Genomic DNA, 21,637 nt, shown 5'->3' on the forward strand with positions numbered 1-21,637 from the left:
TGGTTGTTCGCCGGACGACGGTCACCCGTGTGCGATCGGCCCGGACCGCTCGACGAGTTTCACGTCGGTGGCCGAACCCTCGTACCGGGTCTGGGTGTTCTGGTATTGGGTGACGTTGTCCTTGGTCACGAACAGCAGGCCGGTGTTGGTCTGCGGCGGCGAGATGAGGCCTCCGGTGACCTGGTAGAGGTACAGGTAGAGCACCGGCAGGAAGCCCTGCAGGTAAGGCTGCTGATCGATGGTGTAGTCCAGGTCGCCGGCCTTGATCGAGGCGAGCGTCTCCGGGATCAGGTCGAAGCCACCGGCCACCTTCAGGCCCTTGCTCCGCAGGTCGTACTTCTTCACGATCTGGCCGATCGACTGGGTCGACCCGGCGTCCACCGCGAGCATGCCGGCCAGGTTCGGGTGCCCCTGGGCGTACGCGTCGATGATGGACAGTCCCTTGGTGACGTCCGCGTTGGTGGCGACGGCGGTGAAGGTGACCCCGCCGCCGGCGTCCTTGAACGCCTGCTGCGCGCCGTCGATCCGGGGCTGGATGTTGAGCTGGCCCGGCGTGGCGATGAAGCCGACCACCTCGCCGGACTGCACCTGGGTCAGCGCCCGCTGGCCCAGGGCGTATCCCGACTCGTAGAGGCCCTGCCCGACGTAGGTGAGCCGGTTGGTGCCCGCGTCGTCGCGGGCGCCGTCGGCGTTGTAGGACACGACCGGGATGCCGGCGTCGAGCGCCTGGTCGACCGGTGCCTTGAACGCGGTCTTGTCCACCACCGCGAGCGCGAGACCGTCGGCCTTGCCGCTGATCGCGGTGTTGGTCGCGTTGACCATCTCGGCCACCACGGAGTTGGCCGAGCCGGTCCACTGGTACGAGCAGCCGAGCAGCTTACACGCGTCCTCGGCGCCGTACTGGGTGGGTGTGAAGAAGGGGTTGGTCGTGACGTGGTTGACGAAGACGAACTTCCAGTTCGGCGTCTTCGGGAAGTTGCCGATCGCGTCGGCGGCGGCCTTCTTGTCGTCGGCGCAGGCGGAGAGGAGCCCGGTCGCGGCGAGCGAGGCGCTCACCAGGCCGGTGCCGGCGAGCAGGCGGCGCCGGGTGACGCTGCCGCCTCGGAGTTTGTCGGCCGCCGCAGCGACCGCGGGATCAACAGCACGCATCTTGCACCCTCCTTGGTGTCAGCGCGCTACACCGAACTGGTAGACGGTGGTGGTGCGGTAGGTCTGCCCGGGCCGCAGCACCGTCGACGGGAAGTTCGCGTGGTTGGGCGAGTCGGGGTAGTGCTGGGTCTCCAGCGCGAAGCCGTCGCCCTGCCGGTACATCCGGCCGCCGGTGCCGACCAGGGTGCCGTCCAGGAAGTTGCCGCCGTAGAACTGGATGCCGGGCTCGGTGGTGCGGACGGTGAGCTGCCGGCCGCTCCTCGGATCGGTCGCCCGGGCCGCCGTCTCGAGGCGGGTGTGGGTCTTGTCCCGCCGGTCGAGCACCCAGTTGTGGTCGTAGCCCCGGCCGATGAGCAGCTGCGCGAAGCCGTCGCGGTTGCGGGCCCCGATGGCGGTGGCCTCGCGGAAGTCCATCGGGGTGCCCGCGACCCGGTCGATCGCCCCGGTCGGGATCAGCGTCGAGTCGACCGGCGTGTACCGGCTCGCGTTCAGGAACAGCTTGTGACCGTCGATCGTGCCCGAGCCCTCGCCGGCCAGGTTGAAGTAGGCGTGGTTGGTGAGGTTCACGATCGTCGGCTTGCTGGTCGTGGCCAGGTAGTCCATCCGGATCGCACGGTTGTGGGTGAGGGTGTAGGTGACCGTGGTCGTCAGCGCACCCGGGTAGCCCTGGTCACCGTCTGGACTGGTGAGCCGCAGCCGCAGCGACACGCCGTCACTGGTGGTCGCCGGGGTGGCCGCCCAGACGTGCTTGTCGAAGCCGACCGTGCCGCCGTGCAGGCTGTTCGGGTCGTTGTTGATCGGCAGTTGGTAGCCGACGCCGTCGAGCGTGAACTGCCCCTTCGCGATGCGGTTGGCGTACCGGCCGGTGATGCTGCCGAAGTACGGGCTCTTCGTCTCGTAGTCGCGAAGGTTGTCGAAGCCGAGCGTCACGTTGGCCGACTTGCCGCGGCGGTCGGGCGTCTCGATGGACTGCAGGATCCCGCCGTAGGTCAGAATGCGCACCCGCATGCCGTTGGCGGTCAGGGTGTACCGGTCGACGGCCACGCCGTCGGCGGTCCGGCCCCATGCTTGTTTGGTGATCGTCGCGCGGTCACCGGCGTACGAGGTGGAAGCGGCGACCGTGCCGGCGCTGCCGGTCACCAGTGCCACTACGCCGATCCGGACGAGGGTGCGGCGGAACGAGGTCATGTGCATGTGGATCTCCTCACTCAAGTGAAGGAGGCGGCGTTTTCCTTGGTGACCATTTCGGTTCCGGTGTCGACGCTGGGCTGCACCGTCTCTCCCCGGGCGGCCGCTACCGCGGTCTCGATGCCGAGCGATCCCATTTTCGCGGGGAACTGCGCGACGGAACCGGTCTGGTCGCCGGCCTTGATCGCGGTCAGTTCGTCGGGTGAGGCGTCGAAACCGATCACGGTGATGTCGCCCGGCTTCTTGCCCGCGGCCTTGATGGCCTGCAGGGCGCCGATGATCGGCGGACCGCACGCGCCGTAGATGGCGGTCAGGTCGGGATGGGCGGTGAGCATGTCCTGCGCCGCGTTCAGGCCCTTGGTCTGGTCGCAGTCGGTGGCCGGCTCGCTCACGACGGTGGCCTTGCTGCCGAGGGTCTCCTTGAGGCCCTTGACCCGGTCGTCGAGCGACGGGTTGCCCACCCGGCCCTGCAGGACCCCGATCTTGGCGCCGGCCTTCAGGTTCCCGGCCAGCCAGGTGCCGGCGAGCTTGCCGCCGGCCAGGTTGTCGGTGGCCACGACCGAGCTCTTGCCGGCCCAGCCGGGAATGTCGTTGTCGACCAGGACCACCTTGATACCGGCCTGCACCGCCTTGTCCAGCGCGGTCTGCACGGCGGGGCTGGTCGGGGTGATCGCGATGGCCTTGACGCCCTTCGCGATCATGTTCTCGATGTGGTTGATCTCCCCCTCGTCGTCGGTGCCGCTCTTGCCCTGGCCGTAGATGACCTCGACGTCGGCCTGCGCGGCGTCGTACTTCTTCACCGCGTCGACCATGATGTCGTAGAAGTCGACCGGGAACTTGGTGATGAAACCGACCTTCAGTGGCTCGCCACCGCCGGCGTCGGCCTTTCCGGTATCTCCATTGGATGAACAGGAGGCGAGCACCAGACTCGCCAATGTCATCGCGACAATCGATCTTCCTCGCATTTTTCCTACCTCCGTTGACTACGCCGGTACCGGCGTCAGCCGTTTCCGCCCACGATCAGCGACACGATCTTTTCCTTGTTCTCCGGCCGGGGAATCAGCTCACCGACCGTGCGGCCGCGGCGCATGACCACGGCCCGGTCCGCTATCTCCATCACGTGATCCATCGCGTGCGAAACGACGATGATCGCGAGTCCTTCGGCGCGCAGCCGCAGGATGAGGTCGAGGACGTGGCGGGACTCCCGGACGCCCAGGGCGGCCGTGGGCTCGTCGAGGATCACTACCTTGGTGGCGAACGCCGCCGCCCGCGCTACGGCGATCGCCTGGCGCTGGCCGCCGGACATGAGTCCCACCGCCGCGTTCACGTCGGCCACACCCACCTCGAGCCGGCGCAGGACCTCCACGGTCGCCGCCGCCATGGCCCGCCGGCGGACCAACCGGAGCCCCCGGGGCAGCCACCGCGGCGTGGTCAGCTCACGTCCGGCGTAGAAGTTCGCCGCCGGGTCGAGATTGTCGAACAACGCCAGGTCCTGGTAGACGGTCTCGATGCCAAGAGCCCGGGCGGCCGCCGGTGAGCCCGGATCGACCGGGACGCCGTCCATCTCGACCGTTCCCGAGTCCAGTCGGTGCACCCCGGAGACGCACTTGATGAGGGTCGACTTCCCGGCGCCGTTGTCGCCGAGCAGGGCCAGCACCTCGCCCCGCCGGGCCTCGATGTCGACGCCGCCGAGCGCCACCACCGCGCCGAAACGCTTCGTCGCGCCCCGCACGCTGAGCACAGGCTCGTTCATGAGCGCACCACCTGGAGGATCCGGAGCCGCTCTTCCAGCCGCCCGCGAACGACGTCGAGCTCGACGGCGAGCAGGATCACCACGCCGATCACGATCGGCTGCAGGAAGGCGTTGACGTCGAGCAGGTTCATCGCGTTGCGGATGACACCGATCATGAGGGCCCCCACGAGCGCGTTGCCGACGTGGCCACGGCCGCCGTGGAAGCTCGCCCCGCCGATCACCACGGCGGCGATCGCGTCCAGCTCGGCCAGTTCGCCGAAGGTCGGCGAACCCCCGTTGAGCCGGCCGGCGTTGACGACCGCCGCGATCCCGGCGGCCAGTCCACTCAGGACGTACACCGAGACGACCACCCCATTGACCGGAATGGCGGCCCGGCGGGCGGCATCCGGATTGCCGCCCACCGCGAAGATCCAGCGGCCCCAGACCATCGCCCGGGTCAGCAGCAAGGTCACCAGCGCCAGCCCGATGACCAGGAATGCCGAGTACGGGAACCAGCCGATCGAGCCGCCGCCGAGCTGCTGAACCACCTCCGGCATGCCACTGATCGGCTGCCCACCGGACAGCCACAGCGCCAGGCCCCGGGCGATGCTCAGCATGGCCAGGGTCATGATGAACGGATGCGGCAGCCGGCCCCAGACCAGGAGCGCCCCGTTGACCGCGCCGACCGCCGTACCGGTGGCGAGCATGGCCAGGATGACCAGGGGGCCGGATCCCATCGACCCGAACATCATGGCCCCCACCACCGCGGACAGTGCCAGCGTCGACCCGACGGACAGGTCGATACCCCGGGTCACGATCACCAGCAGCTGGGCCAGCGCGAGGATCGCGATCACCGCCGTCTGGCTCAGCACGTTGCCGAGGTTGCGCGTCGTGAAGAACACCGGCGACAGCGCACCCGCGGCCAGCACGACGACCAGCAACATCAGCGCCGGGCCGACGCGCAGGGCGGCGAGGCCCAGACCGGCCGCGTCGCGGCGCGGGCCGGCGACCGGCGGACCGGACGGTGGCGGCCCACTGGCCGGCGGTTTGCGGCGTTTCGGGCGGTAGCCTGCCGGCCACTCGCGGCGCGACCCACCGGACGGATTCAAGGTTTCGTGGCGCGTGGATGCCGTATCCGGCTGGGCGTCGCGCTCAGTGGCGTCAGATGTCATATGAACCTCCACCATGGCCAGAGCAGGCTGGCGAACAGGTGAGTGACGTGCGGTGACGTGCTATGACGTGTTGTGACGTGTTGGTAGGCGGAATCTATCCGCGGATTCACCCAATGTCTAGAGCCGGACGCGACTCGAAATGCACCGTGCCGGAAACATTTCTTGTCCTATTCGCCCTTAATACGGCCATCTGGCGTGGAGTGCCCCTCGACTTTTCGGAAGTATTCATGGGATCAATCGAGGATTGGGCCCGCCGTCCGCGTCACGACCCGCGCCCGGACACCGGAGCCCGATCCGCCCGTCGCGGCTAGGCTCTTGCGATGCCTGTGTTCCTGGCGGTCGACCTCGGTGCCGAGACCGGCCGCGTGCTTCGCGGCACGCTCGATGGGGGTCGGCTGGACGTGCGTGAGGTGCACCGGTTCGCCAACCGGCCGGTGGCGTTGCCCCAGGGGCTGCACTGGGACGTGCTGGCGCTGTTCGCGGACATGTCGGCGGGCCTGACCGCGGCGCTGGCCGACCGGGGCCGGGACAGCGTCGGCGGGATCGGCATCGACGCGTGGGGCAACGACTTCGCGCTGCTCGACCGCGACGGCCGGCTGATCGGCAACCCGTGGCATTACCGCGACCGGCGGACGGAGTCCAGCACCAAGCTGGTCGCCGAGCGGGTCGATCCCGCGCTGCTGTACCGCACCACCGGCACCGCGACCTTGCCGATCAACACGACCAGCCAGCTCGTGGCGATGGAGGGCTCGCCGCAACTGGCCGTCGCCGAGCGGCTGGCCATGCTGCCCGACCTGTTCGGGTACTGGCTGAGCGGCCGGCTCGTCACCGAGCAGACGATCGCGAGCACCAGCCAGCTGCTCGACGTCGCCACCCGTCGCTGGGCGACCGGCGTCATCGAGGCGCTCGGCATACCGGGCCGGCTGTTCGGCGCCGACGTCGTGGCGCCCGGCACCCAGGTCGGTTCGTTGCTGGCGGACCAGCGGGTGCCGCTGTGGGCGGTCGCGGGGCACGACACCGCCTCGGCCGTCGCCGCGGTGCCGGCCGGGGCGGGCAGCTTCGGATACATCTCCTCGGGCACCTGGTCGCTGGCCGGCCTGGAGCTCACGGCCCCGGTGCTGACCGACGCGGCGCGGCTGGCCGGCTTCTCCAACGAGGCCGGAGTCGACGGCACCATCCGGTTCCTGCGCAACGGGACGGGCCTGTGGCTGCTCCAGCGCTGCCGGGCGGCGTGGGGCTCGCCGCCGTACGGCCAGCTCGTCGCCACTGCGGGCACCGCACCGGCGTTCCGGTCCCTGATCGACCCGGACGCGCCCTGCCTCATCGCGCCGGACGACATGCCGGCGCGGCTGGCCGAGCTCTGCCGGGCGAACGCCGAGCCGGTCCCGGCGGACCGGGCCGCGATGGTGCGCTGCGTGCTGGACAGCCTCGCCTGCAAGCACCGGTGGACCCTGGAGCGCGCCGAGGCGCTGGCGGGCAGCCGTGCCGATGTCGTGCACATCGTCGGGGGCGGGGCGGCGAACCCGTTGTTGTGCCAGCTGACCGCCGACCTGACCGGCCGGCTGGTGCTGGCCGGGCCGGTGGAGGCCACCGCCGTCGGCAACCTGCTGGTCCAGGCGCGGGCGGCCGGTGAGCTGTCCTCGCTGGCCGAGGTGCGGGAGGTGGTGCGTGCCTCGCTGCCACCGCGGCGGTTCGAGCCTCGATCGTCGGCCGCGACCGACGCCGCGTACGCTCGCTTCCTGACCCTGCTCGACAGCGATGACAGGATCTGACATATTCTGCATCGACCACGTACGGGCAGGGGAGGTGTCTCGGTGCTGATCGCCGAGCGGCGTCGACGGCTGTTGGAGCAGGTTCGTGACCGGGGCTACGCCTCGTTCCGGGAGCTCGCCGAGGCGCTGGAGATCTCCGAGTCCACGGTGCGCCGGGATCTGCGCTCGATGGTGGCGGACGGCCTGCTCGCGGCGACGCGAGGCGGTGTCGGCCCGCTACCCGCCCCGGCCGCGCCGTCGGGCGCGGCCGCCGCGCCGGCCGGGAGCCTCCCGCCGGCCTCCCCCCGACGGCGCCTCGCCCGACCCGGCGCGCGCCGAGCGGGAGGCCATCGCGGCGCACGCCGCCGCGCTCGTCGTGCCGGGAAGCGCCGTGCTGCTCGGCCCGGGCCGCACCACCACCGCCCTGGCCCGGCGGCTCACCCGGATCAGTCACCTGACCGTGGTGACCAACTCGATTCCGGTGACCCAGGAGCTCATCGGGTCACCGCAGATCGACGTCGTGCTCGTCGGCGGCGCGCTGCGCCGTTCGATCGGCGCGATGGTCGGCCCGATCACCGAGCAGGTCCTGCAGGGCCTGCGGGGCGCCCAGGTGTTCCTCTCCGGCGACGGCGTCACCACCGAGCGCGGCCTCACCACGCCCAACGTCTTCGCGGCCGCCACCGATCAGGCGATGACGGCCGCCGGCAAGCAGGTCGTCGTGCTCGCCGACCACACCAAGCTCGGCCACGACACGATGTGCCAGACCGTACCGAGCGAGCGCATCGACGTGCTGATCACCGACGGCGCGGCGGACCCCGACGTGGTACGCCGGCTGCGCGCCGAGGGAATCGACGTGCAGATCGCGTAACGCGGCCCGCCGTCGCGTTCGTCGCCGATTTCGATCATCGCTGGTCATTTCGATCCGGCTATTGACAGCAGTTGCCACAACGTGGCTACGATCTGCCCAAGTTCGAGTCAAAGCCTTTCAACTTCTGGCACCCGCGCTGTTGTCCTCGCCGCGCGGGGCCCTAGTCCGCCATGCCCCCATGTGAAGGGACGCCAGCGATGCCTCGCCCCAGCCAGCTCATCCGCACCGCCGCAGCCGGCGCCACGTCGGCCGCGCTCATCCTCGCGGCCGGCTGCACCAAGGCCGCCGACAGCGGCGAAACCCCCAGCGCGAACGGTTCGGCAGCACAACAGGTCCAGGCCACCTCGGGGGCCACCGGATGCACGCCGGAGCGGTACAACGGCGGTGTCCCGAAACTCGACCTGAAGAGCATCACCGTAGGTTTCGCCCAGTCGGAGAAGGAAGCCAATCCGTTCCGGATCACGGAGACGCAGTCCATCAAGGACGAGGCGGCCAAGCGCGGGATCAAGCTCATCACCACCAACGCGCAATCCGACCTCAACAAGGAGATCGCCGACATCCAGGGCATGATCGCCCAGGGCGCCAAGGCGCTGATCATCTCGCCGCTCAACTCGGAAGGCCTGGACCCCGCGCTCAAGGCGGCCCAGGACGCCAAGGTGCCGGTGATGACCATCGACCGGCTGCTCACCACCAAGACGGCCTGCCAGGACTACCTCGGCTGGATCGGCTCCGACTTCGTCGTGCAGGGTCAGCGGGCCGCGGACGCCCTGATCGCGGCGACCGGCGACCAGGGAGAGGTCGCGATCCTGCTCGGCGCGTCGGGAGTCAACGTGACGGTCGACCGCACCAAGGGCTTCAAGGACCAGCTGGCCGCCAAGAATTCCAAGCTGAAGGTCGTCGCGGAGCAGACCGGCGACTTCACCCGGGAGAAGGGGCAGAAGGTCACCGAGCAGCTCATCTCGGCCAATCCCAAGATCGGCGCCATCTACGCGGAGAACGACGAGATGGCGCTCGGCGCGGTCGCGGCGCTCAAGGGAGCCGACAAGAAGCCCGGCGACGTCAAGATCATCACGATCGACGGTACGAAGGGCGCCGTCCAGGGCATCCTCGACGGCTGGATCGCCGGTGTCATCGAGTCGAACCCGCGCTTCGGCCCGCTCGCCTTCCAGGCCCTCGAGGACTTCTACAGCGGTAAGGGCGTCGTCGAGAAGACCATCATCTCCGACAAGGAATACACCAAGGACAACGCCAAGTCCGAACTCGCCAACGCCTACTGACGCCCGAATTCGGCTACCCGGGGGAGGGTGCGGCCCCTCCCCCCGGTGCCCACCCCGTGGAGAGTGAGCGGCCCCCGAATGACCACATCCGCCATCGACGTCCGCTCGGTGAGCAAACACTTCGCCGGTGTTCGTGCCCTGCACGACGTCTCCCTCGAACTGCACCCCGGCGAGGTGCACGCGCTGGTCGGCGAGAACGGCGCGGGCAAGTCCACGCTGATCAAGCTCATCACCGGGGTGTACCGGCCGGACGACGGCGAGGTGCGCTATCTCGGCGAGCCGGCCACCTTCGCGCACCCCCGCGACGCCCAGGCCGCCGGCATCAGCACCATCTACCAGGAGGTCAACCTGGTGCCCATGCGCAGTGTCGCCGGCAACCTGTACCTGGGCCGGGAACCCACCAACCGGTTCGGCCTCATCGACTTCCGCCGCATGCACCGCGAGGCCAGGACCATCCTGGCGGGCTACGGAATCGCCGTCGACGTGCGGCGCAAGCTCGGCGAGCTCGGCCTCGGCGTGCAGCAGATGATCGCCGTCGCGCGGGCGCTGTCCACCGATGCCCGGGTGGTGATCATGGACGAGCCGACCTCGTCGCTGGAGCCCCGCGAGGTGGATCTCCTGCTCGACGTCGTCGAGCTGTTGCGCCGCCGGCAGGTCGCGGTGCTCTACGTGACGCACAAGCTCGACGAGGTCTTCCGGATCTGCGACCGGGTGACCGTCCTGCGCGACGGGCGCCGGGTGCATACCGGCCCGGTCGCCGGAACCACCAGGCTGCGGCTGGTCGCCACGATGCTGGGCCGCGACGTCGACCAGATCCGCCGGCACGGCGCGACGACCTTCGACGACCAGCAGCGCGAGGTCACCGGCACGCCGGTGCTGCGGGCCGAGGGGCTCACCCGCCGCCCGCTGCTCGACGGCGTCAGCGTCGAGGTGCACGCCGGCGAGGTGGTGGGCCTGGCCGGGCTGCTCGGCTCCGGCCGCACCGAGACCGCCAAGGCCATCTTCGGCCTCGACGGGCTGGACGCCGGAACCGTCAGCGTCGACGGCGCCTCCGCCCGGCGCTGGAACCCGGCGGCCGCCATCCGCAGCGGAATCGGGATGGTGCCCGAGGACCGCAAGTCCTCCGGGATCGTCGGGGAACTCAGCGTTCGCGACAACATCGTGCTGGCCGCGTTGCCGAGGCTCACCACCGCGGGGTTCGTCTCCCGGCGCCGGCAGGACGAGATCGTGGACACGTTCATCAAGCGGCTGCGGATCAAGGCGTCGAGCCCCGATCAGCGGGTCCGTGAACTGTCCGGCGGCAACCAGCAGAAGGTCCTGCTGGCCCGGATGCTCTGCCTGCATCCCAAGGTGCTCATTCTCGACGAGCCGACCCGCGGGATCGACGTCGGCGCCAAGGCCGAGATCCAGTCGCTGATCAGCGAGCTCGCCGCGCTCGGCCTGGGCGTCCTGCTCATCTCCTCGGAACTGGAGGAGGTCGTCGAGGGCGCCGGGCGGGTGCTCGTGCTGCGCGACGGTGCCGTCGTCGGCATGTTGCGCGGCGACGACGTCAACGAGGACCACATCATGCACACGATCGCCCAGGCGTCCGGGGCGCCGGAGGACAATGCCGATGTCTGACACCGTCACCGTCCGGCATCGCCGCCCGGACATCGTGGGCCTGCTCCAGGCCGGCGGCGTGTATCTCGCGATCGCCCTGCTGCTGCTCTTCAACCTCGCCTTCACGCCGCACTTCGCCACCGTGGCCAACCTGCGGCTGCAGCTGGTGCAGGTGGTGCCGGTGGCGATCGTCGCCGTCGGCATGGCCCTGGTCATCGCCACCGAGGGCATCGATCTCTCGGTCGGCTCCACCATGGCGATCAGCGCCGCGCTGCTGCCGCTGTACCTCGGCTACGGCACCTGGCCCGCCATCGCGATCGCCATGCTGGCCGGTGCCGCCGTCGGAAGCGTCAACGGTTCGCTCGTCGCGTTCGCCCGCATGCAGCCCATCATCGCCACCCTCGGCACCCTGGTCGCCTGCCGCGGTCTGGCCCTGGTGCTCGCCGACGGCCGGCTGACCGAGATCTTCGACCCCGTGCTCGGCGCGCTGGGCAGCGACTCGGTCCTCGGCATCCCGATCAGCGTGCTGCTGGTGCTGGTGGTGACCGGCGCGGCGGCGGTCGCGGTGCACCGGGCCGCGTTCGGGCGGCGGCTGCTGGCCGTCGGCGGCAACCGCGCCGCGGCCACCATGGCCGGCCTGCCGGTCAGACGCACCCTGGTCACCGTGTACGTCATCAGCGGGGTGCTGGCCGCCGCCGCCGGGGTGATCAGCACCGCCCGGCAGGGCGCCAGCGATCCCTCGTTCGTCGGGCTGCTCATCGAGCTCAGCGCGATCACCGCCGTCGTCGTCGGCGGCACCCCCTTGTCCGGCGGCCGGGTGCGCATCCTGGGCACGCTGATGGGAGCCCTGTTGATGCAGCTGATCACCGCCACCGTGATCCAGCACGACCTGCCGGACTCGACGGCCCGCATGCTCCAGGCGGGCATCATCGTCGCCGCCGTGTACGTCCAACGTGGACGGAGCAGGGCATGACCGCCTGCACCGAGCGGCAGCCAGCCGCACCCGCCCACGGCCTCGCAGGCAAGGGCCAGAAGGGCATGCCAAAGGAGGCACTGCCATGACCGCCCTCGAGGACACCACCGCGACCAGGGTCGAGCCGAGAACTGCCGCCCGCTTGCTGTGGTGGTGGCGGCCCGACCGGGCCGGCACGCCGATCGTGCTCGCCCTGGTGCTCCTCGCCGGTTCGCTGATCTTCGGTGACAGCTTCGCCAGTGGCCGCAACCTCGGCAACATCGCCCTGGACAGCTCATACCTGCTGCTCATCGCGACCGGCATGACCTTCGTCATCCTCAGCGGCGGCATCGACCTCTCGGTCGGGTCGCTCCTCGCGCTCAGCGGGGTGCTCACCGCGTACGGCTCCCGGTGGGGCACCCTCACCGCGGTGCTGCTGCCCCTCGCCGTCTGCGGCGCCATCGGGCTGGTCAACGGGCTGCTGATCGGCCGGGCCCGGATCGCGCCGTTCATCGTCACGCTCGCCACCCTGCTCTTCGCCCGCGGCCTGGCGTTCGCCGTCGCCGACGAGGGCAACAAGGTGTACATCATCCCGGCCGACCTGACCCTCACCCAGCTCGGCCAGGCCCGGTGGCTCGGGCTCAGCGCGCCGGTCTGGTTCGCGCTGGTGGCCTTCGCCGCCGGTGTCCTGGTGCTCAACCGGACCCGGTTCGGCCAGGCCACGTTCGCCATCGGCGACAGCCAGGAGGCAGCCGAGTTGATGGGGTTGCCGGTGGCCCGGGTGCGGGTCCTGGTCTACGTGCTGAGTGCGCTGCTCACCGGCGTCGCCGGGGTCCTGGTGGCCGCGCAGACCCAGTCCGGCCTGCCGACCATCGGCGAGGGCCGCGAGTTGGAGGCGATCGCCGCCGTGGTGATCGGCGGCACGCTGCTCACCGGTGGCGCCGGCTCGCTCAGCGGGACCCTCGCCGGGGTCCTGCTGCTCAAGGTCATTCAGAACCTGATCAACCAGATCGGCACCCTCACCACCTACTACCAACAGGTCGTCAGCGGCACGTTCCTCGTCGTCGTGGTGCTGATCCAGTCCCGTCTCACCCGCCGGAGGATGCGATGAACGCCGCCGCACGATACGCACCGGGCGTCGTCCGGCCCCGCAGCTCCCCGGACACCGCGCCGGTGCGGGTCGCCGTCGTCGGCACCGGCGAATGGTGGGGCCGGCAGCACGCGGAACTGTTCGCCGGCCGGGCCGACACCTGCCTGGTCGCCGTCGTCGGCCGGGATCCGGCCCGGACCGCGGCCCGGGCCGCCGAGTTCGGTACGGCCCCCTACGTCGACCTCGACGAGATGCTCGAACAGAGCCGGCCCGACCTGGTCTCGGTCTGCCTGCCGAACGAGCACCACTACGAGCCGACGCTGAAGCTGATCCGCGCCGGGGTGCCGCTGCTGCTGGAGAAGCCCCTCGCGTTCGCTCTGGACGAGGCCGACACGTTGATCACCGAGGCGGCCCGCACCGGCCTGTTCGTCGGGATCAACTTCAATCACCGGTACGCCAAGCCGGTCCGTCTTGCCCTCGCCGCGATCAACCGGGGTGAGCTCGGCCGGCTCACGTTCGCGACCTGGCGCTTCGGCGGCGAACCCGGCACCAGCCGGCACCCGCACGCGAACCTCATCGAGACCCAGTGCCACGGCCTGGACCTGCTGGAACACCTCTGCGGCCCGATCGAGTCGGTGGTGGCGCAACTGGCCGAGCCGAGCGGGCACGGCTGGTCGACGCTCGTCGTGGGAGCCCGGTTCGGCAACGGCGCGGTCGGCAGCCTGGTCGGCTCGTACGACTCGTCCTACGCCTACCAGGACACCCACCGGGTCGAGCTCAACGGCACCGCGGGACGGATCCTGATCGACGACACCGTCCGCCGCTACAGCTTCCAGCGCGCCGAGAACGAGACCGCCCAGGTCTGGCAGGCCGGGTACTTCAACGACACCGACCGCAGCTTCCACGCGACCTTCGACCGGCACGTCGACGACCTGCTGGCCGCGCTGCGAGCGGGCGGCCCGCCGCCGGTACCCGTCAGCGCCGGGCGGCGGGCGCTGCTGCTCGCCGAGGCGGTCATCAGCGCGTACGAGAGCGGTTCCCGGGTCTCGACGGTGGAGTGACCGGCCGGTGGCGGGCACGTGCCGGCGGGTCGTGCCCGCCCCCGCCGGCCGTGGCGGGCAGGTGCCGGCCGGGTCGTGCCCGCACCGCCGGCCGGATCCGCCGTCCGGAAGATGTCCGGATCTTTCGCGACCACTCATCGGATCTCTGGCCGTCATCCGCGCTTCCGATGCGATCGCCTCGGATCTCGATCGACCGGACGGACTACTGGCCTGGCTCAATACTCGGCGTGACGGCCACCGTCGCGGCCAAGTTTCCGGAATGTTTCTGAAAGTTTTTGACAAATCGACGGATGCCCCCCTACCGTCGCCATCGACGCGACTCATACTCGTCGATGCCACCCACCGCGACCCACTCCCCTTCGGTCGTGCAGGACGACCGGCCCCACCGTCGCCGTGTGGTACGCCACCGACACCCCCAGGGTCGTGCCGCGCTGCTGGCCTCCCGCCAGCTGTCATGAGGAGGAAGCAATCTCATGAACGACATCCCCACCGAACCGAGGAGGCGCGGCCGCATGCGGCTGCTCCTCGGCGCAGTGTGCGCCGCAGTGCTGGCCGCCGGCGGCACGCTGATCGCCGCCCCCAGCGCGTACGCCGAGGCCGACCGGACCGTCAGCTCGAACACCACCGGTACGCACAACGGGTACTACTTCTCGTTCTGGAAGGACAGCGGCAACGCCAGCATGACGCTGCGCGCCGACGGCCGGTATTCCAGCAGCTGGGACCGCAGCACCAACAACTGGGTCGGCGGCAAGGGCTGGGCCACCGGCTCCCGCCGGACGGTCAGTTACTCGGGCACCTACAACCCGGGCAACAACAACACCTACCTCGCCCTGTACGGATGGACGCGCAACCCGCTCATCGAGTACTACGTCGTGGAGAACTTCGGCAGCTACAACCCAAGCAGCGGCGCCACCCGGCTGGGCACGGTCACCACCGACGGCGGCACCTACGACATCCTGCGCAGCCAGCGGGTCAACCAGCCCTCGATCGACGGCATCCAGACGTTCTACCAGTACTGGAGCGTCCGGCAGCAGAAGCGCAGCTCGGGCACCATCACCACGGCCACCCACTTCGACGCCTGGGCCCGGGCCGGCCTCAACCTCGGCACCAACCACGCCTACCAGGTCATGGCCACCGAGGGCTACCAGAGCAGCGGCAGCTCCGACATCACCGTCAGAGAGGGCGGCGGCAGCCCCACCACCGGCCCGACCTCGAACCCCGGCAACTGCACCGCGACGCTGTCGGCCGGCCAGCAGTGGAGCGACCGGTTCAACCTCAACGTCGCGGTCAGCGGCACCAGCAGCTGGGTCGTCTCCCTGGGCCTGGGCGGCGGCCAGAGCGTGCAGAACAGCTGGAACGCCGCCGTGAGCGGCACGAGCGGAACCGTCACCGCCAGACCGAACGGCAGCGGCAACAACTTCGGGGTGACGATCATGGCCAACGGCAACTGGAACTGGCCGACGATCACCTGCCAGACCGGCTGACACCTCCCGACACCGCACCTGGGGCGCGACGACCGAGGTCGCCGCGCCCCAGGCGGTGCGGGTGGGCCGGATGCGGCTATTCGACGGTGGCGGCGATCTTCGCGACGTCGTCGCGGCGGACCGCGTCGAAGAGCACCTTGGCCTTCGCCCGGTCCGGCAACACGACGCTCTGGTTGCCGCGGGTGGCCGTGCCGGTGGTCGGGCTGGTGTAGAAACTCAGGTTCTCGCCGCGCAGATCACGCAGGTCACTGGCCATGCTGAAGATGTTCAGCGTCTTGTCCACGGAGACCGCGTCGGCGGTGGCCCGCAGGAACGAGTTGAGCCGGCCGGGGCTGGTCAGGACGCCGCCGGACGAGGCCTTGCTCAGGATCGCCTTGATCACCTGCTGCTGGTGCCGGATCCGGGCGAAGTCGCCGTCCTTGAACGCGTACCGCTCGCGGGCGTAGTCCAGTGCGGTGGCCCCGTCCATGGTCTGCGGCCCGTCCTTGAACTTGCGGACGCCGCCCGGGCTCAGGGAGTGCGTCGAGGTGAACGGCTCCTCGACGTCGATCTCCACGCCGCCCAGCGCATCCACGATGTCCTTGAAACCGGCGAAGTCGACCATCAGCACGTGGTCGATCCGCACACCGGTGTAGTCCTCGACGGTCTGCACCATCAGCGGCGTGCCGCCCCAGGCGAACGCGGCGTTGATCTTCGCCTCCGTGTTGCCGCGCCGGCCGTCGGCGCTGCGCGGTACGTGCACCCACGTGTCCCGGGGGATGGACACCAGTTGGGCGCTGGAGCGCTCCGCCGGCAGGTGCAGCAGGATGATGGTGTCGCTGCGCGAGCCGCCGGTCGTCTCGGGGTCGCGGGTGTCACTGCCCAGGATCAGGAAGTTCATCGCGTCGCCGGCCGCCGTCTCCTTGGCCGGACGGGCCTCCTGGGGAACCTGGTCGAATGCCTCGATCCGGGCGATGTCGCCGTCGATGTCCCGCGCGTACAGCGTCACCGCGAGCGCGCCGCCGCCGGCCAGCACCACGAAGACGATGAGGAGAATCAACAGGTTTCGCAGCCGCCGGCGCCGTTGGGGCGCAACGGCCGGCTGCTGACTCGCAGCATCCGCTGCGGGTTCAAGGTCGACGGGCATGGCGGTGATCGTAGTGGTCCGGGAAAGGATCAACATCGGCCGGCCGGATCATCCCGCCCGGCCGAGCAGCGGCCCGCGGGTGATGGCCGCCACTTTGGACCTGGCCTGCGCCGAAGCCGCCCTTCGACGGCGCCGGCGCCTCGCACCGCCCCGGTATCCTCGGCATCCGGACCGCACCCCCAACGATCGGAGCGCGCCCGCGATGACCGCCAGCGACAATCCCGCACCACCGCCCAGCACCGCGGCTGCCGGCCCGGCCCCACAGCGCGACGACCTGGAGCACTGGCTGTCGGACCTGCGCACCGAAGTGGCCGAGAACCCGTCCGACTGGATCGACACCGAGCCCGACGGCGAAGACCCGGCCGCGCGCCCGCCCGGCGCCGCACCGGTGGTCTCCAGGCCGGCCAGCGTGGGACGACACCGGTCCCCGGACTGAGACGCACCCAGCGACCCCGCGCGAGGCCGGCACGTCAACCGCGTCACTCGGGCCCCGGGCGTCACCTGGTGTCACCGCCCGCGGGTTCCGCTGCCCGCAGGAGCGAAGATTTCGACCGGGATTCCGGAGATCCGGGATGTGTGATCGCCGACCCGGGCACGATGACGGTGATCGCAGTAACCCGGATCGGCCGGCAAGGAGCGCCGAATGGTTCTCGTCCCCGCGGGCAGCTCGCTGACCCTCCGCCGAAGCGACGGAACCGCGGTCACGATGGTGACGCTCGCCGACATCTCGGCCAAACTGCTCTGCGATCTGCCGGCCATCCCCGTGATGAGCCTCGAAGACCCGGCGGCACGCCACGCCGGCCTGGTCGAGCTGGTCTGCACCAGCGGTGCGGCCTGGGCCGAGGCCGAGCTTCGCGGTGACATGCTGCGGCTGATCGGCGACGCCTCGGACACGCTCGTCCAGCGCCGCTCGAGCCACCGTCGTCACGAACGTCGACCGTATGTCGGCGTCGCCGAGTTCGCCGGAGACCCCACCGGTCGCAGCATCCCGTTCGGCGGGCAGGTGCTCAACGTCTCGGCGTCGGGAGTCCTGCTGCGCGCCGTCCCGGAGACCGGCAGTCACTGCCTTCCGGCCGGAGTGACCACGGTGACGATCGAGGCCGACATGCCCTGGGGGATGCTGCCCGCCACCGTCCGCGTCGTCGACCAGCGCTCGGAATTCCTGCGAGGCGAGTTCACCTCGCTTCCACCGTCCGCCGCGGACGAACTGAGCCGCTACTGCAAGGGCCGATAGCCGGCACCCCACCGCCATGCGCGGCGCGTGCCCCCGGCGTCGGTCCGGAGGTGTTTGAACGTGGACCGCCGCTGCGCCTGGCGTCGCGGTCGATCAGGCGGTGCGCGGCACCGACCGAGGACAGTTCTGAGAAAAATTCACTTACCTTGATAGCCTCCCCTCGCGATCCCCGAGCCGTCAAGGAGACCAGATGAAGCCTCTCCGCCTGTTCCACTCGCCGGCCGTCACAGTCGGCGTCGCGGCAGCGATAGCCGCAGTCGCCGTCGCGGTCCCCGCCGCGCCGGCGGCGGCCGGTCCCGCCTCCAGCGGAACCTTCTCGGTGCTCAGCTACAACATCGCCGGCCTGCCGGAAGGCCTCTCCAGCGGCAGCCCCCAGGCGAACACGCCGATCATCGCCCAGCGGATCAGGCCGTACGACGTCGTGCACGTCCAGGAGGACTTCAACTACCACGCCTCCCTGTACGCCAACGACACCCATCCCTTCCGTACGCCCACCAGCGGTGGTGTCCCCTTCGGCGACGGCCTGAACACCCTGTCCGACTACCCGTACTCCGACCTCACGCGCGACAAGTGGAACGCCTGCAACGGCACCGACTGCCTCACGCCCAAGGGCCTCACCTGGTCACGGGAACGGATCGCCGAGGGGGTCTTCATCGACTTCTACAACCTGCACCCCAACGCCGGCACCACCAGCGCCGACCTCGCAGCCCGGCGCGCCAACATCACCGAGATATCGACCTTCATCGCGGCCAACTCGGCCGGCAACGCGGTCGTCGTCGCGGGCGACACCAACACCCGCTACACCCGCGCCGACGACAACATCCGCGAGCTGCTCGCCACCAACGGACTGACCGACGCCTGGGTCCAGGAGGAACGCGGCGGGGTGCCGCCGGCCGCCGGCAGCCCCACAGTGGGATGCGACGACGCCGCCGTCACCGACGCCTGCGAGGTCGTCGACAAGATCCTCTACCGCGGCAACCGGTACGTCACCCTCGCCCTCGACTCCTACCGCAACGAGAACGCCGCCTTCCGCACCACGGACAACAAGATGCTCTCCGACCACTACCCGATCGCCGCCGACTTCCGCTGGTCCCTCAACCCCGGCCTCTCGCTCAGCGACACCTTCGGCGGGCCGCACGGCACACCGTTCACCGACGTCGCCGTGGTGCCCGCGGGCCAGCGGGTCAGCCAGTTGCGCCTGCGCGCGGGATCCCGAGTGGACGGTCTCGGGCTCACCATGGCGAACGGGGTGTCCTACGACCACGGCGGCCAGGGCGGCACGCCGAACACCCTGAATCTGGGCGCGGGCGAGCACCTCACCTCGGTGACGCTGCACACGGCGCAGCGCAACGGGCACACCCGCGTCTTCTACGCCCGCTTCGGGACCGACCTCGGGCGCACCCTGGCCGGCGGCACCACGACGTCGAACACGGTCACCTACACCGCACCCACCGGCTGGCAGATCAGCGGATTCCACGGCAGGTCCGGCGCGGAGATCGACCAGCTCGGCGTCATCTACACCCCAATCCCGTAGCCCTGCCGGGCCGTTCCCCGATCCCTCAGCCGGCCAGCCGGAAGGTCTCGGCGTGCCGCTGCCGGGCCGGGACCTTCAGCTCGCGCAGGCTGCGCAGCACGGCGCCGGTCATCGCCGCCGGCCCGCAGACGTACACGTCGCGTTCGGTGATGTCCGGGACCAGGTCGCGCAGGCTCTCCGGGCTGAACGGCTGGTTCGGCGGGGAGCCGCTGCCGGTGCGGCCGGTGAGCAGGTGCAGGCGCGCTCCCCGTACGGAAGCGAGGTTTTGCATCTCGCTCAGCAGGACCGCCGACTCCGGCGTGGACACCCGGTAGAGCACGACGATGTCGCCGGTGAGGCGCTGGTCCTCGAGCAGGGCACGGATCGGTGTCACGCCGATCCCGCCCGCGATGAGCACGGTGGACTCGCGGGTGCGCCGGCCGGCGGTGAAGGCGCCGTACGGGCCCTCAGCGAAGACCCGGGTGCCGACCGGCAGGGTGCGCAGGCCGGCGCTGGTGGCGCCGATGCCCTTGGCGGTCAGGCGCAGCGAGCGGCCGTCCGGGGCGGCCGACAGGGAGAACGGGTTGACCTGCCACCAGCGGTTGTGGCCGGGAAAGCGCCAGAGGAAGAACTGGCCGGCGCTGGCGTTCAGCCGGTCGAGGCGCCGGCCGGTGATGTGGACGGAGACGACGTCGCCGGACTCGGGCACCACCGCGGAGACCCGCAACCGGTGGCGGGCGTTGCGGACGATCGGGACGAGGAAGCGGCCGGCGAGCAGCGCGCCGATCGCGAAGGTCCACAGGCCCCACCAGTACAGCTGGGTGAACGCGTTGGTGGTGAAGGCGCTGCCCTCGTAGACCTGGTGCACGAGGCCGAGCACGATCACGGCGTAGACCAGCAGGTGGATGGTGTGCCAGGCCTCGTAGGACAGGCGGCGCCGGGCGGCCCGCGCGGAGAGCAGGGCGACGACGACGATCAGGCCGGCGGCGATCAGGCCGATCACGACGGGAAACTGGCCGCTCAGGTTGACGGCCACGGTGCCGAACGAGACCTTGTCGAACCGGGCGAAGCCCAGGATGACGAACGTGGGGTGCAGCAGGGCCAGCCAGAAGATCGTGAAGCCGGTCCAGCGGTGCCAGCCGGTGAGCTTGTCCATGCCGATCCGCCGGTCGAGGAACGGCAGCCGGGCGATCAGCAGCAGCTGCAGCGCCATCGCGAAGGCCAGGTGCATGCCGAGGAACCGGCCGAGCGCGTGCAGCGGGTTGTACGCGGGGTTGACGACGGTGGCCAGCATCAGCTCGACGACGGCGAGGTTGGCGATCAGGAAGATCCAGAGTGTCACGTGAGCGGTGCGGGCGGTGGTAGTGGCGGTAGGTGCCTGGGGCCGAGTCGCGGCGGTCATCCGAATCTCCACGCTGTTCGCGGTGCTGGCGGTGCCATAGAGGTAGCCGAAGAAAGATCAGCGCGCAACAACCGGACGACACCCGGTCCGGGTGGGATTCCCGAGCGTGACGGGCCGCGGCGGAGCTGCGGATCGCGCCGCACGGCGAACGGTGGCAGGGCTTTGAGCAGGGCGACTTCGGTCAGGGCGGCCGACAGCCGGCCGGCCGGACACGGTGCGGCGGAGGCGGCCTCGGCCGAGGGCATCCCGCCGGTCCGGGGGTGCCGGCACCCGCCGGTCGGCGGGGTACTTCTGATCGGCCGGCCGGAGCCGACCCCGCCGGCCGGGGGGAGATGATCGCCCGCACGGCCGGTCGGTGATCTGGTACGAATCACGGATGATCCGAGTACTGGTGGTCGACGACGAGGCCCTGATCAGGACGGGCTTCCAGCACATCCTCGATGCCGCGGACGGTATCGAGACCGTCGCGGCCGTCTCCGGGGGCCAGGCCCTGCAGGCCGTGCGGGAGCTACGGCCCGACATCGTCCTGCTCGACATCCGGATGCCGGACGTCGACGGGCTGACCATCCTCGCGGGCATCCGGCAGCTGCCCGCACCGCCGGTCGTCGCCATGCTGACGACGTTCGACACCGACGAGTACGTGGCCGCCGCGCTGCGCGCCGGAGCGGCCGGGTTCCTGCTCAAGGACACCGACCCAGAGCAGTTGGGGCATCTCGTCCGGACCCTGGCGACCGGCGACACCGTGCTGTCGTCGAAGGTCACCCGCACCGTGGTCGACGGCTTCCTGGACGGCGGCACGGACGAGTCCGCGGTCCGCGCCGTGGCCCGCCTGACCGAGCGCGAGCGGGAGGCGCTGATCTTGCTCGCCGAGGGACTCTCCAACGGCGATATCGGCGGCCGCATGTTCCTCAGCGCCGGCACCGTGAAGGACCACGTCAGCACGATCCTCACCAAGCTCCGCGTGGACAACCGGGTGCGGGCCGCGCTGATCGCCGAACGCGCCGGCCTGCTGCGCCGCCCCCGGAACGGCGACCGGTGA

19 protein-coding genes and 1 pseudogene are annotated in these 21,637 nt (G+C 70.4%); 13 read left to right on the forward strand and 7 right to left on the reverse strand.

The features are described 5' to 3' along the window. Positions 1 to 21: 21 nt before the first annotated feature. The 5 genes from DMB66_RS16665 to DMB66_RS16685 are packed head-to-tail and all read right to left on the reverse strand — an operon-like array spanning position 22 to position 5,241. Positions 22 to 1,149, reverse strand: a complete 1,128-nt coding sequence (locus DMB66_RS16665; RefSeq protein ID WP_125804988.1) for a sugar ABC transporter substrate-binding protein — start codon at positions 1,147 to 1,149, stop codon at positions 22 to 24. Positions 1,150 to 1,167: 18 nt separating this feature from the next. After that, on the reverse strand, positions 1,168 to 2,343 hold the full coding sequence (locus tag DMB66_RS16670; protein ID WP_125804989.1) for an aldose epimerase family protein: 1,176 nt from the start codon (positions 2,341 to 2,343) through the stop codon (positions 1,168 to 1,170). 14 nt (positions 2,344 to 2,357) lie between these two features. After that, positions 2,358 to 3,278 (reverse strand): sugar ABC transporter substrate-binding protein, encoded by a 921-nt coding sequence (locus DMB66_RS16675; RefSeq protein ID WP_199752406.1) that lies wholly within the window; start codon positions 3,276 to 3,278, stop codon positions 2,358 to 2,360. A 59-nt stretch (positions 3,279 to 3,337) separates the two neighbouring features. Continuing rightward, positions 3,338 to 4,090, reverse strand: coding sequence for an ATP-binding cassette domain-containing protein (locus tag DMB66_RS16680; RefSeq protein WP_125804991.1), 753 nt, complete (start codon positions 4,088 to 4,090; stop codon positions 3,338 to 3,340). Then, positions 4,087 to 5,241 carry an ABC transporter permease gene (locus tag DMB66_RS16685; RefSeq protein ID WP_199752407.1) on the reverse strand — a complete coding sequence of 385 codons (1,155 nt, stop codon included), beginning with the start codon at positions 5,239 to 5,241 and terminating at the stop codon, positions 4,087 to 4,089. The genes DMB66_RS16680 and DMB66_RS16685 overlap by 4 nt, the downstream gene beginning before the upstream one ends. A gap of 320 nt (positions 5,242 to 5,561) precedes the next feature. Here DMB66_RS16685 and DMB66_RS16690 point away from each other — a divergent pair, with 320 nt between their 5' ends. The 9 genes and pseudogenes from DMB66_RS16690 (at position 5,562) to DMB66_RS16725 (ending at position 15,323) form a co-directional block, all read left to right on the forward strand. After that, entirely contained in the window at positions 5,562 to 7,013 is a 1,452-nt protein-coding gene (locus DMB66_RS16690) for a rhamnulokinase family protein (RefSeq protein ID WP_125804992.1), read from the forward strand. Positions 7,014 to 7,055: 42 nt separating this feature from the next. Then, a pseudogene (locus DMB66_RS65880) lies at positions 7,056 to 7,205 on the forward strand (DeoR family transcriptional regulator); the annotation flags it as partial. A 13-nt stretch (positions 7,206 to 7,218) separates the two neighbouring features. Next, positions 7,219 to 7,860 (forward strand): DeoR/GlpR family DNA-binding transcription regulator, encoded by a 642-nt coding sequence (locus tag DMB66_RS16695; RefSeq protein WP_199752409.1) that lies wholly within the window; start codon positions 7,219 to 7,221, stop codon positions 7,858 to 7,860. A gap of 197 nt (positions 7,861 to 8,057) precedes the next feature. Further along, positions 8,058 to 9,137 carry an ABC transporter substrate-binding protein gene (locus DMB66_RS16700; protein WP_125804993.1) on the forward strand — a complete coding sequence of 360 codons (1,080 nt, stop codon included), beginning with the start codon at positions 8,058 to 8,060 and terminating at the stop codon, positions 9,135 to 9,137. Between the two features lie 78 nt (positions 9,138 to 9,215). After that, positions 9,216 to 10,757, forward strand: a complete 1,542-nt coding sequence (locus DMB66_RS16705; protein ID WP_125804994.1) for a sugar ABC transporter ATP-binding protein — start codon at positions 9,216 to 9,218, stop codon at positions 10,755 to 10,757. Then, entirely contained in the window at positions 10,750 to 11,709 is a 960-nt protein-coding gene (locus DMB66_RS16710; protein WP_125804995.1) for an ABC transporter permease, read from the forward strand. Before DMB66_RS16705 ends, DMB66_RS16710 begins: the two co-directional genes overlap by 8 nt. Positions 11,710 to 11,794: 85 nt before the next feature. Beyond that, positions 11,795 to 12,799, forward strand: a complete 1,005-nt coding sequence (locus DMB66_RS16715; protein ID WP_125804996.1) for an ABC transporter permease — start codon at positions 11,795 to 11,797, stop codon at positions 12,797 to 12,799. Then, on the forward strand, positions 12,796 to 13,839 hold the full coding sequence (locus DMB66_RS16720) for a Gfo/Idh/MocA family protein (protein WP_125804997.1): 1,044 nt from the start codon (positions 12,796 to 12,798) through the stop codon (positions 13,837 to 13,839). The genes DMB66_RS16715 and DMB66_RS16720 overlap by 4 nt, the downstream gene beginning before the upstream one ends. Before the next feature lie 473 nt (positions 13,840 to 14,312). Then, positions 14,313 to 15,323 carry a glycoside hydrolase family 11 protein gene (locus tag DMB66_RS16725; protein ID WP_125804998.1) on the forward strand — a complete coding sequence of 337 codons (1,011 nt, stop codon included), beginning with the start codon at positions 14,313 to 14,315 and terminating at the stop codon, positions 15,321 to 15,323. A gap of 76 nt (positions 15,324 to 15,399) precedes the next feature. On the opposite strand, the gene DMB66_RS16730 is transcribed toward DMB66_RS16725, so the two are convergent. Beyond that, on the reverse strand, positions 15,400 to 16,449 hold the full coding sequence (locus tag DMB66_RS16730) for an LCP family protein (RefSeq protein ID WP_199752411.1): 1,050 nt from the start codon (positions 16,447 to 16,449) through the stop codon (positions 15,400 to 15,402). Between DMB66_RS16730 and DMB66_RS16735 the strand changes: the two genes are divergently transcribed. From DMB66_RS16735 to DMB66_RS16745, 3 genes are all read left to right on the forward strand, one after another. Then, positions 16,448 to 16,885: a hypothetical protein gene (locus tag DMB66_RS16735; RefSeq protein ID WP_125804999.1), complete on the forward strand. Its 438-nt coding sequence runs from the start codon at positions 16,448 to 16,450 to the stop codon at positions 16,883 to 16,885. The genes DMB66_RS16730 and DMB66_RS16735 overlap by 2 nt on opposite strands. A gap of 207 nt (positions 16,886 to 17,092) precedes the next feature. Further along, positions 17,093 to 17,683 carry a hypothetical protein gene (locus DMB66_RS16740; protein WP_125805000.1) on the forward strand — a complete coding sequence of 197 codons (591 nt, stop codon included), beginning with the start codon at positions 17,093 to 17,095 and terminating at the stop codon, positions 17,681 to 17,683. Between the two features lie 190 nt (positions 17,684 to 17,873). After that, complete coding sequence (locus DMB66_RS16745) at positions 17,874 to 19,217, forward strand: jacalin-like lectin (RefSeq protein ID WP_125805001.1); 1,344 nt, start codon at positions 17,874 to 17,876, stop codon at positions 19,215 to 19,217. A gap of 25 nt (positions 19,218 to 19,242) precedes the next feature. Here DMB66_RS16745 and DMB66_RS16750 read toward each other — a convergent pair whose 3' ends face one another. After that, positions 19,243 to 20,598: a ferric reductase-like transmembrane domain-containing protein gene (locus DMB66_RS16750; protein ID WP_125805002.1), complete on the reverse strand. Its 1,356-nt coding sequence runs from the start codon at positions 20,596 to 20,598 to the stop codon at positions 19,243 to 19,245. Positions 20,599 to 20,974: 376 nt separating this feature from the next. Here DMB66_RS16750 and DMB66_RS16755 point away from each other — a divergent pair, with 376 nt between their 5' ends. After that, entirely contained in the window at positions 20,975 to 21,637 is a 663-nt protein-coding gene (locus tag DMB66_RS16755) for a response regulator transcription factor (protein ID WP_125805003.1), read from the forward strand.

The organism is Actinoplanes sp. ATCC 53533 (genome assembly GCF_003947245.1).